Below are 12942 nucleotides of genomic sequence, written 5' to 3'. Positions count from 1 at the left end.
TGTGCCGCTCGGCAGCCCAAGTGCTCGGCTGCTCAGCCGGTCACTGGCAGCCCGCCGCCTGCCTGCGCTGCTCGATCAGGTCGACGACCGCCTGCCTGTTGGCGATCCTCGCCTCCGACTGGGCGTCGGGGTTGGCCTGTTGCTCCGCGATGAAGTTCTGGTTGTTCTGCAGGGCCTGGTCGAGCCCTGCGCAGTTCTCCGTCGCCGCCTGACTCGTGCTGACGGTCACCGCCGCGATTCCGACTGCGAGCACTGCGGCTCCGACACCCGCGACCGCCTTGACCTTCAGGCTGCTCTTCCGTTTCCGGGACATGGCTGCTCCAGTTCTGAAGTGGACCGGGGTCCCCCACACGCGTAAGAAGGTACGTACAAATCATTGCCGTTGCAGAGTTGTTATCAGGGATCGGCAAGGAACTTGACGCGGGCGCCCCGCGTGTACGCGAAGCGGAGCGAGTGGGAGCGGGTGTGCGGGCCCCGCGCTCAGGCCCGGCGCTTCGGCACGGGAACGCGTGTCAGGTCCTCCGCCACCGTCAACTCCCCCTCGAAGCCCGCCCGCCGGGCCTGCCCGGCGAAGAGCGAGGCGTCCGCGTAGCGCTGTGAGAAGTGGGTGAGTACGAGGCTGCGCACACCCGCGTCCGCCGCCGCCCGGCCGGCCTGCCCGGCGGTGAGATGGCCGTACTCCTCGGCGAGCGCTGCGTCCTCGTCCAGGAACGTCGCTTCGATGACGAGCAGGTCGCAGCCCTGCGCCAGGGCCAGTACGCCTTCGCACATGCGGGTGTCCATGACGAAGGCGAAGCGCTGCCCCGGACGGCGCTCGCTGACCTCTTCCAGCCGTACGCCGTGCAGTTCGCCGGCGCGCTTGAGACGGGAGACGTCCGGACCGCGGATGCCGCGGGCCTCCAGCCGCTCCGGGAGCATGCGCCGGGAGTCCGGCTCGGTGAGCCGGTAGCCGTACGCCTCGACCGGGTGGGACAGTCGGTGCGCGGAGAGGGTGAAGGGCCCGGATGCGTTCAGCTCGCACGCCGCCTCGCCCGCCGCCCCGACCGGTTCCGTGCGCAGCGGCACCGTCTCCCGGTACGCCGTCGCGTGGCGCAGCCGCTCGAAGTAGCGCTCGCCGCTCGCCGGATAGTGCGCTGTGACGGTGTGCGGCACCCGGTCCAGGTTGATGCGCTGGATGACACCGGCCAGCCCCAGCGAATGGTCGCCGTGGAAGTGCGTCACGCAGATCCGGTTCAGGTCGTGGGCCGAGACTCCCGCGCGGAGCATCTGGCGCTGGGTGCCCTCGCCGGGGTCGAAGAGAATGCCGTGACCGTCCCAGAGCAGCACGTAGCCGTTGTGGTTGCGATGCCGGGTCGGCACCTGGCTGGCGGTGCCCAGCACGACGAGTTCACGTGACGACATCTCTGTACGACCTCTGTAGGGACTTCCGTACGGACCTCTGCAGGGTCCACCTCTGCAAGGTCCGCCGGCTCAGCCCGGCGGCCAGTTGAAGCCGCGGCCGCCCAGGACGTGGGCGTGCGCGTGGAAGACGGTCTGGCCCGCGCCCGAACCGGTGTTGAAGACGATGCGGTAACCCGTGCCGGGCCCGCTGTCGCCGGCGACGATGTTCTCGGCGGCGGCGACCTCGCCCGCTTCGAGCAGCACGTCCACAGCCAGCTGCGGCTCGGCCGCCGCGAGGGACGCGGCGTCGGGGTAGTGCGCCTTGGGGATCACGAGGACATGCGTGGGCGCCTGCGGGTTGATGTCCCGGAACGCGACGATCGTCTGGGACTCCCGTACCACCGTCGCCGGGACCTCACCGGCGACGATCTTGCAGAACAGGCAGTCGGCCTGCGGTTCTCCAGCCATGCCGGGGATGCTACCTGTGCTCACGGGCGCCGCACCCTCCCGAACCACCACTGCCGTCCCGGCGCGGGTGGGGCCCGCAGGACGGCACGGGCGAGGGCGTGACTCCGGGCAGGGGGCCCGGGGCAGTGCGCGTGCGGGTGTCAGGCCCAGCGTCCCGTGCGGCCCAGCAGCAGAGCCGTCGCCGCCGTGCCCGCCGTCGAAGTGCGCAGCACACTCGGGCCGAGCCGGCAGGCCCCCGCGCCGGCGTCGGCGAACGCCGTCAACTCCTGCGGAGCCACGCCTCCTTCGGGCCCGACGACCAGCACGATGCCGCCGTCCCGCGGCAGTTCGGCGGTCGCCAGCGGGAGGCTGCCCTCCTCGTGCAGCACGAGCCCCAGCTCCGCGCCGTGCAGCAGGCCTGCCACATCGGCGGTCGTAGCAAGTTCCGCGACCTCGGGAAAGCGCAGCCGCCGCGACTGCTTGCCCGCCTCCCGCGCCGTGGAGCGCCACTTGACGAGCGACTTCCGGCCGCGCTCGCCCTTCCACTGCGTCACGCAGCGGGAGGCGGCCCACGGCACGATCGCGTCGACGCCGGTCTCCGTCATCGTCTCGACTGCGAGCTCGCCGCGGTCGCCCTTCGGGAGCGCCTGTACGACCGTGATGCCGGGGCGGGGTTCGGCCTCCGTACGTACGGCGGTGACGGCGACCTCCAGGCGGTCCTTGCCCGAGACGGACCGCACCGTGCCGTGCACGCCGGTGCCGGCGCCGTCCGTGAGCACGACCTCCTCGCCGGCGCGCAGCCGCCGCACCGACACCGCGTGCCGGCCCTCGGGGCCTTCGAGCACGACCGTGGCGTCGCTGCCGTCGCTGCCGTGGTGTTCGTGGTGTTTCCGTGCGGCGTCCGCGAGTTGTGCGGTGTCCGCCAGGAAGACGGGAGCGGTCATACCGAGCCGCCCGGACCGCCGCCCGGACCGCCGCCGGCCGAGCCGCCGCCGGAGCCGCCCGGGGCGCCCTGCTTCGCGACCCTGTCGCGTGCCACCGCCAGCTCGGTCACCAGCACGTCCATCAGCTGCGCGACGGGCAGATCGCGCGCGAGCCGGTGGCCCTGGCCCGCCCACAGCGCCATGCCCTGCGGGTCCTTCGCCTTGGCCGCCGCCTTGCGCACCCCGGCGGTCAGATGGTGCACCTGCGGATACGCGGCGGGAGCGTACGGCCCGTGCTCGCGCAGGAACCGGTTGACCAGCGCACGGGCCGGCCGTCCGCTGAAGGCGCGGGTCAACTCCGTACGTGCGAAAAGGGGGTTGGTCATCGCCTGCTTGTGCACCAGCTCCGCGCCCGACTCCGGGCAGACGAGGAACGCCGTACCGAGCTGCGCCGCACTCGCGCCCGCGGCCAGCACCGCCGCGATCTGCTTGCCGCGCATCAGCCCGCCGGCGGCGACGACCGGCAGCCGCACCGCCTCCTTGACCTGCGTCACCAGCGTGAGCAGGCCGAGACCGCTGCCGGTGCCGTCCGCCTGCGGATCGTCGCGGTGTGTGCCCTGGTGGCCGCCCGCCTCGATGCCCTGCACGCACACGGCGTCCGCGCCCAGGAACTCGGCGGTCTGCGCCTCACCGGCGGAGGTGACGGTGACGATGGTGTACGTACCGCGCTTGGTGAAGCGCTCCAGCACTTGACGGGTCGGGCAGCCGAACGTGAACGACACGACGGGAACCGGATCGTCGAAGAGTATGGCGAGCTTCGCCTCGTACGCGTCGTCGGTGGCGTGGTCGGTCTCGCCGAGCTGCGCCTCGTACCACGTCGCCTCACCGGCGAGCTGCGCGCGGTAGCGCTCAAGCGCCCCCGAGTCGGCGTTGTCGGGCTGCGGCATGAACAGATTGACGCCGAAGGGGCGTTGGGTCTGCCCCCGCAACTGCTTGATCTCCTCGTACATCGCCTCCGGCGTCTTGTAGCCGGCGGCCAGAAACCCCATCCCGCCGGCCTCGCTCACGCTCCCGGCCAGCTCCGGACACGAGGGCCCACCCGCCATGGGGGCCTGCACAATCGGATGCTCCGTGAGGTCTGAGAGCGGGATCGACGCGGAGGTCATGGGCACATCCTGTCACGCGGTGCCGGGCCGCCCCGTCCCGGACCTGTCCCGCCGTGGACGGGACCGGGACGGACAGCAACAGGAGAGCGAATGGGGCGACATGACGGATCTCACCGACGTGACGGGCCTGACGGACCGGCCTGGCCCCGCGGATCCCGCGTAACCCGCGTAGACCGGCACGCCCCCGCAACTCCCGGGGCGGTCCGGGGCGTTGCCGGACGCGGTCCCGGGTCTCTGGGAGTCGGGGGTCCGGGGCCCCACCGGGCCGTCGACCAGGCTGCCGGACCCTCGCGTCGGGTGGTGGCTCACCATCGAGGCCGGCACCTCTGCCCGCGGCCCTGCCAGCGCTGATCCCCAGCCCTCCCGGGCCGCGAGGCCCAGGGGACGGCACGTACAGCCTGAACGCCGGATTCGGCCGAGACCCTCAGCGGCCGTTGAACGCGTCCTTCAGCCGCGAGAACAGCCCCTGCTGACCGGGCTGGAACTGGCCCGTCGGCCGCTCCTCACCGCGCATCTCCGCCAGCCGCCGCAGCAACTCCTCCTGCTCCGGCTCCAGACTGGACGGCGTCGTCACTTCGACGTGGACGATCAGCTGGCCCCGTCCGCCGCCCCGCAGATGCGTGACGCCGCGCTCATGCAGCGGGATCGACTGCCCGGACTGGGTGCCCGGCCGGATGTCGACCTCCTCCATGCCGTCCAGCGTCTCCAGCGGCACCTTCGTACCGAGGGCCGCCGCCGTCATCGGGATGGTGACCGTGCAGTGCAGATCGTCGCCGCGGCGCTGGAAGACCGGGTGCGCGGTCTCGTGGATCTCGACGTACAGATCGCCGGCGGGGCCGCCGCCCGGGCCGACCTCGCCCTCGCCCGCGAGCTGGATGCGGGTGCCGTTGTCGACGCCGGCCGGGATCTTCACCGTCAGGCTGCGCCGCGAGCGGATGCGGCCGTCGCCGGCGCACTCCGGGCAGGGCGTGGGCACGACCGTGCCGAAGCCCTGGCACTGCGGGCAGGGACGCGACGTCATGACCTGGCCGAGGAAGGAGCGCGTGACCTGGGAGACCTCTCCCCTGCCACGGCACATGTCGCAGGTCTGCGCGGACGTGCCGGGTGCCGCGCCCTCGCCGCTGCAGGTGTTGCAGACGATGGCCGTGTCGACCTGGATGTCCTTCGTCGTGCCGAACGCGGACTCGTCGAGCTCGATGTCGAGCCGGATCATCGCGTCCTGGCCCCGACGCGTACGGGATCTGGGCCCGCGCTGCGAGGCCGTACCGAAGAAGGCGTCCATGATGTCGGAGAAGTTGCCGAAGCCGGCACCTGCTCCGCCGAAGCCGCCGCCCGCACCGGCGGCACCGGCCGCCGGGTCCCCGCCGAGGTCGTAGACCTGCTTCTTCTGCGGGTCGGAGAGGATCTCGTAAGCGGTGTTGATCTCCTTGAACCGCTCCTGCGTCTTCGGGTCCGGATTGACGTCAGGGTGCAGCTCGCGCGCAAGCCTGCGGAAGGCCTTCTTGATGTCGTCCTGCGAGGCGTCGCGCTGCACGCCGAGGACCGCGTAGTAGTCCGTCGCCACTTACGACTCCGCGAGGATCTGTCCGACGTACCGTGCCACTGCGCGTACAGCTCCCATCGTTCCGGGGTAGTCCATGCGGGTCGGTCCGACCACGCCAAGCTTGGCGACTGCTTCGTCGCCCGAACCGTAGCCGACCGAAACGACCGATGTGGAACTCAGCCCTTCGTGGGCATTCTCATGCCCGATTCGTACGGTCACGCCCGGGTCCTTCGCTTCCCCGAGCAGCTTCAGCAGCACGACCTGCTCCTCCAGCGCCTCCAGCACGGGCCGGATGGTCAGGGGGAAGTCGTGCCCGAAGCGGGTGAGGTTGGAGGTGCCGCCGATGATCAGCCGCTCCTCGGTCTCCTCGACGAGGGTCTCCAGCAGGGTGGCGAGCACCGTGGAGACCGTGCCGCGGTCGTCGCCCTCGAACGCGTCCGGCAGGTCCTGCACGAGGGAGGGCACGTCGGTGAAGCGCTGCCCCACCACACGGCTGTTGAGCCGGGCCCGCAGGTCCGCCAGGGACGAGTCGCCGATGGGCGCCTGGCAGTCGATGAGGCGCTGCTCGACCCTTCCGGTGTCGGTGATCAGCACCAGCATCAGCCGCGCGGGCGCCAGGGAGAGCAGCTCCACGTGCCGCACCGTCGACCGCGTCAGCGACGGGTACTGCACAACCGCGACCTGGCGGGTCAGCTGCGCGAGCAGCCGCACCGTGCGCCCCACCACGTCGTCGAGGTCGACGGCTCCGTCCAGGAAGTTCTGGATGGCCCGGCGCTCGGGAGGCGAGAGCGGCTTGACGCCCGCCAGCTTGTCCACGAAGAGGCGGTAGCCCTTGTCTGTCGGGATGCGCCCGGCGCTGGTGTGCGGCTGAGCGATGTACCCCTCGTCCTCCAGCGCCGCCATGTCGTTGCGCACGGTGGCCGGAGAGACCTGGAGATGGTGCCGCTCCGTGAGCGCCTTGGAGCCCACGGGCTCCTCCGTGCCCACGTAGTCCTGGACGATCGCGCGCAGCACTTCGAGTCTGCGTTCGCTCAGAATTGCGCACCTCCCGTCCGGCCCTGCCTTTTGCTGTGCCTGCGGCCTGCTCGCGCGGCCTGCTGGGGACCCGCCGGCGCCGCTCGTTCCCCCGGCTTCTCGGCGTGCCTGGCACTCTCGCCGATCGAGTGCCAGAACCCCCGGCTAAGTGTACGGCCGGTTGCGGTGGCAGGGGCAAGAGACGCCTCAACGACCGTATCGCGGTGCGCGCGGTCCCGGTACGCCCGAGTAGCGTCGTCGTATGGCCGGGAACAGGGACGAACGCCGCGAGCCGGTACTGAACGAGGCACCGGAAGACGTGCCGGGGGCCGGTGCGGCCGAGGGCCGCTGGGAGGAACTCGTGCCCGGCATCGTACGGCGGAGGCTGCCCCGCTGGGACGCGACCGTCGGCGCGGTGCGCGGCACGGCGGGGGTGCTGGTCGTCGACACCGGATCGGGTGCCGTCGAGGGCGCAGGCATCCGCGACGGGCTGCGCGACCTGTTCGGGCTTCCGGTGACGCATGCCGTGCTCACCCATTCCCACTTCGACCATGTCTTCGGCACCGCGGCGTTCGACGGCGCCCACGTGTACGGGGCGCAGGGGCTCGGCGATCAACTGGCGGACGGGCGCGAGGAGTTGCGGCAGGACGCGGTGCGGCACGGAATGGCCGAGGACGCCGCCGCGGACTCGGCTTCGCGGCTCGTGCCGCCGCTGCACGCAGTCTCCGAGCAGGTCACGCTGGCGCTCGGCGAGCGGTCGGTGCGGCTGGTGAACATGGGTGCCGCGCACAGCGGCTTCGACCTGGCGGTGCTCGTGGGCTGCGGCGCCGGTGAGGCGGGACGCGGCGTCGTCTTCTGCGGCGATCTCGTGGAGGAGTCCGGCGAACCGCAGGCGGGGCCCGACGCCAGCCCGTCCCGCTGGCCGCGGGCGCTGGACCGGCTGCTGGCGCTCGGCGGTGAGGACGCGCTGTACGTGCCGGGGCACGGGGCCGTCGTCGGTGCGGAGTTCGTACGCGCCCAACGGGACGTCCTGGCACGCCGTTTCGCTGAATCGTGAAGAATGCCGCCATGCGCAGCCGTTCATACGATCCCGATCTCACGCCGCCGTGGAAGAAGCGGCAGCCGGTGCCCGAGGTCCCTGCCGATCCCGGTCTGGTGGTCGAGGAGGTGACCACCGGCTTCTGCGGTGCCGTCATCCGTACGGAGAAGACCGCCGAGGGCCTGACGGTCACCCTTGAGGACCGGTTCGGCAAGCACCGGGTCTTCCCGATGGAGCCGCGCGGATTCCTGCTGGAGGGCCGGACCGTCACGCTCGTACGGCCTGGCGGATCCCCCGGGACGGCTTCTGCGGCGGCGGCTGCAGGGCAGGCGGCTTCAGGAGCGGCGTCCCCGCGGCGGACGGCTTCCGGCTCGCTCGCCGTGCCGGGCGCCCGGGCGCGGGTGGCAAGGGCGGGGCGGATCTATGTTGAGGGGCGGCACGACGCGGAACTCGTCGAGAAGGTCTGGGGCGACGATCTGCGCATCGAGGGCGTCGTCGTCGAGTATCTGGAGGGCGTCGACGATCTCCCCGCGGTCGTACGGGACTTCGGGCCGGGCCCGGACGCGCGGCTCGGTGTGCTCGTCGACCATCTGGTGCCGGGCTCCAAGGAGTCCCGCATCGCGGCGGAGGTCACGGACGAGCACGTGCTGGTGGTCGGCCACCCGTACATCGACATCTGGGAAGCGGTGAAGCCCTCCTCCGTCGGCATCGACGCCTGGCCCCGCGTACCGCACGGCCAGGACTGGAAGACCGGCGTGTGCCGGGCACTGGGCTGGCCTGAGAACACGGGCGCGGCCTGGCAGCGGATCCTGGGACACGTACGCGACTACCGGGACCTGGAGCCGGCCCTGCTGGGGCGGGTGGAACAGCTCATCGACCATGTGACGGTGGGCTTCTCCTGACGCGTCGCCCTCGTGGCGACGGGTGAGACGCCTCACTGCGCGGGCCGCAGGCCCGGGGGCCGCATGCAGCCGACGCCGGGGCACCCGTACGCCGCGGCGGTGGCCGATGCCGGCCGACGGTACGGCGGCGGCTCCATGGCCGTCCGCGCCGGTCACCCGGCACGAAGCCCCCGCGGAGGGGCACCGGGCGGCGGGCCGCGAAACACGGTGCCCGCGCCGGAGGAGCAACCGCGTCGCGGACAATGGGACGCATGCCCTCCGTACTGCCAGAAGGCGATCCCGTGCCCGAGAGCGGTTCGCTGCCGTCGGACGCGCTCGCGGGCCGGGAGTCCCGGCCGCTCGGCTTCTATCTGCACGTGCCGTACTGCGCGACCCGCTGCGGCTACTGCGACTTCAACACCTACACCGCCGCCGAGCTGCGCGGCTCCGGCGGCGTGCTCGCTTCGCGGGAGAACTACGCGGCCACCGCCGGTGACGAGATCCGCCTCGCCCGCAAGGTCCTCGGCGACGACCCGCGCCGCGTATCCACCGTCTTCGTCGGGGGCGGCACCCCGACGCTGCTGCCGCCCGAGGACCTCGGCTCGATGCTGGCCGCCGTACGGGACGAGTTCGGGCTCACGGCGGACGCGGAGGTCACCACGGAGGCGAACCCGGAATCCGTCGACGCCGGATATCTGGAACGGCTGCGCGAGGCGGGCTTCAACCGGATCTCCTTCGGCATGCAGAGCGCACGCCCCCACGTACTCGGCGTCCTTGACCGCACCCATACGCCGGGCCGCCCCGAGGCATGCGTCGCGGAGGCCCGTGCGGCGGGCTTCGCGCACATCAACCTCGACCTGATCTACGGCACTCCCGGCGAGAGCGACGACGACTGGCGGGCGTCGCTGGACGCCGCCCTGGCTGCGGAGCCCGACCACGTCTCCGCGTACGCGCTGATCGTCGAAGAGGGCACGCAGCTCGCGCGCCGCATCCGGCGCGGCGAGGTGCCGCCGACGGACGACGACGTGCACGCGGACCGCTATCTCCTCGCGGAGCAGACCCTCTCCTCGGCGGGCATGAGCTGGTACGAGGTCTCCAACTGGGCTACGGCGTCGGACCCTTCGGCCCGCTGCCGCCACAACGAGCTCTACTGGACGGGCGCCGACTGGTGGGGCGCCGGTCCCGGCGCGCACTCCCACGTGGGCGGGGTCCGCTGGTGGAACGTGAAGCATCCGGCCGCGTACGCGGGAGCCCTCGCCGAGGGCCGCTCCCCCGGCGCGGGCCGCGAGGTGCTCACCGCCGAGGACAGGCGAGTCGAGCGCATCCTGCTGGAGCTGCGGCTCGCCGCGGGCTGCCCGCTCGGGCTGCTCGCTCCCCCCGGCGCGGACGCCGCGGCCCGCGCCCTCGCCGACGGGCTGCTGGAGCCGGGCCCGTACGAGCAGGGGCGGGCGGTGCTGACGCTGCGCGGGCGGCTGCTGGCCGACGCCGTCGTCCGCGACCTGGTCGACTAGGGGGTGTCCGGCGGATCTTCGTGGGTCAGCGAGCTGGGGGCACCTCCCGGCGAAGCCAGGGGGAGTCCGGTGCATGGGGCCTCCCCGGGCCGCAGGCCCAGGGGACGCATCGCAAGGCGGAGGGCCGTTCTCATACTGGGGTCCCCCATGCCGGAGGGCTGGGGTTCCCCATGGCGAAGCCCAGGGGCGGGAGTATTCGGACGAGCCCGACAACGCTGGGGGCACTCCCCCTCACTCCGCTGGGGGGACCCCCACCCGCGAAGCGGGGGAGAGGTGCGGTGCCGGGCGTCGCGAGCCCGCAAGGATCCGCCGGACACCCCCTAGCGCCGTGCCAGGTGCATTGCCCTGAGGGAACCGGTCGTCGTTCGGCGTGGCCCTTCGGGTCCCGCACGGGGTCTCCCCCGCTCGGAGAACCGGCGGAAGGGCCGGCCGGCCAGACGCGGACCGCCTCGACCAGCGCGTCCTGCACTGCGTCCTCGGCCGCCGCGAAGTCGGCTCCGCGGCGGCCGACACCGGCGACGGCGCTCAGCCCGCCGGGCGTGCCTGGAGCACGAGCAGCGCGAGGTCGTCCGCCGCCGCGCCGTCGCCGAAGCTGTGCACCGCGCGGCGCACCTTCTCCGCGGTCTGCGCCGCGTCGAGGCCGCCGCAGTCGGCGAGCACGGCCGCCAGACCGTCCTCGTCGTCGAACTGCCGCCGCCCGCTGCGCCGTTCGGTGACGCCGTCCGTGACGCACAGCAGGGTCTCGCCGGGCTCCAGGAGGACGGTCTGGCTCCCGTACGAGACGTCCTCCTCGATGCCGAGGAGGAGTTGGGGCTCCGCTGCCGCCCGTACCTTCCCTGAGGTGTCGCGCACCAGCGGCAGCGGGTGGCCGGCGCACACCAGCGTGCAGTGGCTCCCGCCGCCCTCGGAGGCGGGACGCGGGGTGAGTTCGCCGTAGACCATGGACAGGAAGCGGGTCTGCTCGCCCACTTCGCGGTTGAGCCGGTCCATGACCTCGGGGACGCTGTGGCCCTCGCGGGCCAGCAGCCGCAGGACGGGCCGGGCGAGGCCGGTGACGACGGCCGCCTCGGGGCCGTTGCCGCACACGTCTCCGAGCGCGAACCGCCAGCGGCCGTCCGCCCCTTCGTAGAAGTCGTAGAAGTCGCCGCCCGCCCAGGAGCCCTCGCCGGCCGGTTCGTACACGACGGCTGTCTCCACACCCGGTACGGCGACGTCGCCCGAGGGCAGCAGCCCTCGCTGAAGGACGCGGCTGATGGTGGCCTGACGCGTGTAGCGCCGGGCGGAGAGCACGGCCTGGGCGACGCGCCGTGCGAAGTCCTCGACGATGCCCACGACTTCGCCGGGGATGCGGATGAGACCGGCGCGCCCGATGACCAGCGTCCCGACCGTCCGTCCGCCGACGACGAGCCGGCAGCCCACCGCCGCGCCGCCGGGACCGTACGCGGACGCCTGGCCGGGCCAGGTCCACGGCACCGCCCGCCCGGGCGGCGTATGGCCGGTGAGCTGGGGCGGTGTCCTCTTCAGTTCGCCGCGCAGCTCGTCCATGCGCTCCTCCTGCGTGTGCCATACACGCGAGAGGCGGAGCGGAGCGCCCGCGTCGGGGTCGGCCAGCCAGACCGCGCACCAGTCGGCGAACCGGGGCACCAGCAACTGGCAGGCCAGGGAGGCGACCCGGTCCTCGTCGGTCTGGCCGGCGAGGAGGTCGGAGGCCTCGGCGAGGAAGGAGAGGATGCCGTGGTTGACCCAGTCGGGATCGTGGCGGTGCGTGCCCGCCGCGGGGCGCTGGGCGGTGGGGGCGAGGCTCCCGGTCAGGCTGCCGCGGGACTGCTCCCCGTGCTCGTCACGCGCGTGGGGCACGGCTGCGGCAACGGGAGCGGAGAGGGACGTCCGTGACGGCTCGCTCCCTGAACTCCCGCTCCGTGACGGCTCGTTCTCCGACAGCTCGTTCCCCGAGGGCTCCCCGCTCCGTGACGGCTCCCCGGATGCGGCAGGCAGCCGGAACCAGACCGTCTTGCCGTCCCGCCGGTAGGTGACGCCCCACTCCTCCGCGAGTGCCGCGACCAGCCGCAGGCCGTGGCCCTGGTGTGCGTCCCGGGTGCCTTCGGCGGCCTCTCCGGCGCCGCGGGTCTCCACGGCGCGCGTGGGGTGCCGGTCGGCGACCTCGACGGCGAGAGTGCCGCCCTCGTGCCGGCACTCCAGGCGCACGGCCGTGCCCGCGTGCACGACCGCGTTCGTCACCAACTCGCTGACCAGCAGCGTCACATCGTCCGCCGTCCCGGCGGGCACTCCCCAGTCGCCCAGTGCCGTACGTACGAACTCGCGCGCAGCGGACGGCGCCCGCGCGGTGCCCGGCAACGGCGCCCGCACCACGGCGGATCCGGCGGCGCCGGGCGGCGGACCGGCTCCGCGCCGGGCCCGCTGCTCCGCCTTCTCCGCTTCCCCCCACCGCGTCAACGACGTCCCCACAGTGCTGCCCCCACCAGTTCTTCGGTTTAGTCCCCACGGGATTATCGCAAGGGTGACAGACTGATCTGATCCAAATGCGCCGGGTGACGAAACCGATGAGGCGGCACTGCCATGAGTGGTGAAGTGTCCGGACTTCCGGACGGACTTCCGGACCGGCTTCCGGCCCACGTTCCGGAAGGGCTTCCGGACGGCTCTCCGTACGCGGGCGCCGGCACGGACGCCGACCCGCGTCCCGGCGCGGGACTGCACCCCGTGCTCTGCGCCCTGCGCGCCCTGCGAGACGGCGACTTCACCGCCAGGGTCGAGGTGGCAAGGGACGCCCTCCCCGGCTTCCACACCGAACTCGCGGACACGGTCAACCAGCTCGCGGCGCGCAGCGAGCACCTCGCCACCGAGCTGATGCGGGTACGCGCGGACGTCGTGCGCCGTGGCCGCGTGGACGAGAGGCTGACTGCGAGTCCCGGCCAGGGCATGTGGACGGACTCCGTACACGCGGTCAACACCCTGCTGGAGACGCTGCTCGGCTCGCGTGCGGAGGCCACCCGGGTGCTGGCGGCCGTCGCCGACGGCGA

Annotated in this window: 12 protein-coding genes; 4 read left to right on the top strand and 8 right to left on the bottom strand. The window is 72.8% G+C overall.

Features of this window, described 5'->3' with window-relative positions; translation table 11 throughout:
- Positions 1 to 40: 40 nt before the first annotated feature.
- The 5 genes from ACSMXX_RS23000 to ACSMXX_RS22980 form a co-directional block, all read right to left on the bottom strand.
- Positions 41 to 313, bottom strand: a complete 273-nt coding sequence (locus tag ACSMXX_RS23000) for a hypothetical protein (RefSeq protein ID WP_473180583.1) — start codon at positions 311 to 313, stop codon at positions 41 to 43.
- Positions 314 to 480: 167 nt separating this feature from the next.
- A complete protein-coding gene (locus ACSMXX_RS22995; RefSeq protein WP_473180582.1) occupies positions 481 to 1401 on the bottom strand; it encodes a ribonuclease Z in 921 nt (306 codons plus the stop codon).
- Between the two features lie 69 nt (positions 1402 to 1470).
- Positions 1471 to 1848: a histidine triad nucleotide-binding protein gene (locus ACSMXX_RS22990; protein ID WP_473180581.1), complete on the bottom strand. Its 378-nt coding sequence runs from the start codon at positions 1846 to 1848 to the stop codon at positions 1471 to 1473.
- A 140-nt stretch (positions 1849 to 1988) separates the two neighbouring features.
- Positions 1989 to 2771 (bottom strand): 16S rRNA (uracil(1498)-N(3))-methyltransferase, encoded by a 783-nt coding sequence (locus tag ACSMXX_RS22985; protein WP_473180580.1) that lies wholly within the window; start codon positions 2769 to 2771, stop codon positions 1989 to 1991.
- Positions 2768 to 3916, bottom strand: coding sequence for a nitronate monooxygenase (locus tag ACSMXX_RS22980; protein ID WP_473180579.1), 1149 nt, complete (start codon positions 3914 to 3916; stop codon positions 2768 to 2770). Before ACSMXX_RS22980 ends, ACSMXX_RS22985 begins: the two co-directional genes overlap by 4 nt.
- Between ACSMXX_RS22980 and ACSMXX_RS22975 the strand changes: the two genes are divergently transcribed.
- The gene (locus tag ACSMXX_RS22975; RefSeq protein WP_473185053.1) at positions 3882 to 4079 is read left to right on the top strand and encodes a hypothetical protein; all 198 of its coding nucleotides are present in this window, start codon (positions 3882 to 3884) and stop codon (positions 4077 to 4079) included. The two genes, ACSMXX_RS22980 and ACSMXX_RS22975, sit on opposite strands and share 35 nt — an antisense overlap.
- A 261-nt stretch (positions 4080 to 4340) precedes the next feature.
- On the opposite strand, the gene dnaJ is transcribed toward ACSMXX_RS22975, so the two are convergent.
- Together dnaJ and hrcA are read right to left on the bottom strand one after the other, a co-directional pair.
- Complete coding sequence (gene dnaJ, locus ACSMXX_RS22970; protein ID WP_473180578.1) at positions 4341 to 5480, bottom strand: molecular chaperone DnaJ; 1140 nt, start codon at positions 5478 to 5480, stop codon at positions 4341 to 4343.
- Positions 5481 to 6497: a heat-inducible transcriptional repressor HrcA gene (hrcA, locus tag ACSMXX_RS22965; RefSeq protein ID WP_473184923.1), complete on the bottom strand. Its 1017-nt coding sequence runs from the start codon at positions 6495 to 6497 to the stop codon at positions 5481 to 5483. It lies immediately after the preceding gene.
- A gap of 238 nt (positions 6498 to 6735) precedes the next feature.
- Between hrcA and ACSMXX_RS22960 the strand changes: the two genes are divergently transcribed.
- The 3 genes from ACSMXX_RS22960 (at position 6736) to hemW (ending at position 9904) form a co-directional block, all read left to right on the top strand.
- The gene (locus ACSMXX_RS22960; protein ID WP_473180577.1) at positions 6736 to 7530 is read left to right on the top strand and encodes an MBL fold metallo-hydrolase; all 795 of its coding nucleotides are present in this window, start codon (positions 6736 to 6738) and stop codon (positions 7528 to 7530) included.
- A gap of 11 nt (positions 7531 to 7541) precedes the next feature.
- A complete protein-coding gene (locus ACSMXX_RS22955; protein ID WP_473180576.1) occupies positions 7542 to 8414 on the top strand; it encodes a DUF3097 domain-containing protein in 873 nt (290 codons plus the stop codon).
- 251 nt (positions 8415 to 8665) lie between these two features.
- Positions 8666 to 9904: a radical SAM family heme chaperone HemW gene (gene hemW / locus ACSMXX_RS22950; protein ID WP_473180575.1), complete on the top strand. Its 1239-nt coding sequence runs from the start codon at positions 8666 to 8668 to the stop codon at positions 9902 to 9904.
- Between the two features lie 525 nt (positions 9905 to 10429).
- Here hemW and ACSMXX_RS22945 read toward each other — a convergent pair.
- Complete coding sequence (locus tag ACSMXX_RS22945; protein WP_473180574.1) at positions 10430 to 12358, bottom strand: SpoIIE family protein phosphatase; 1929 nt, start codon at positions 12356 to 12358, stop codon at positions 10430 to 10432.
- Positions 12359 to 12942 lie beyond the last annotated feature (584 nt).

It is taken from the genome of Streptomyces sp. DSM 116795, assembly GCF_055792905.1.
Note: the sequence above shows the minus strand (reverse complement) of the source record. Positions and strands in the feature narration are given on the sequence as shown.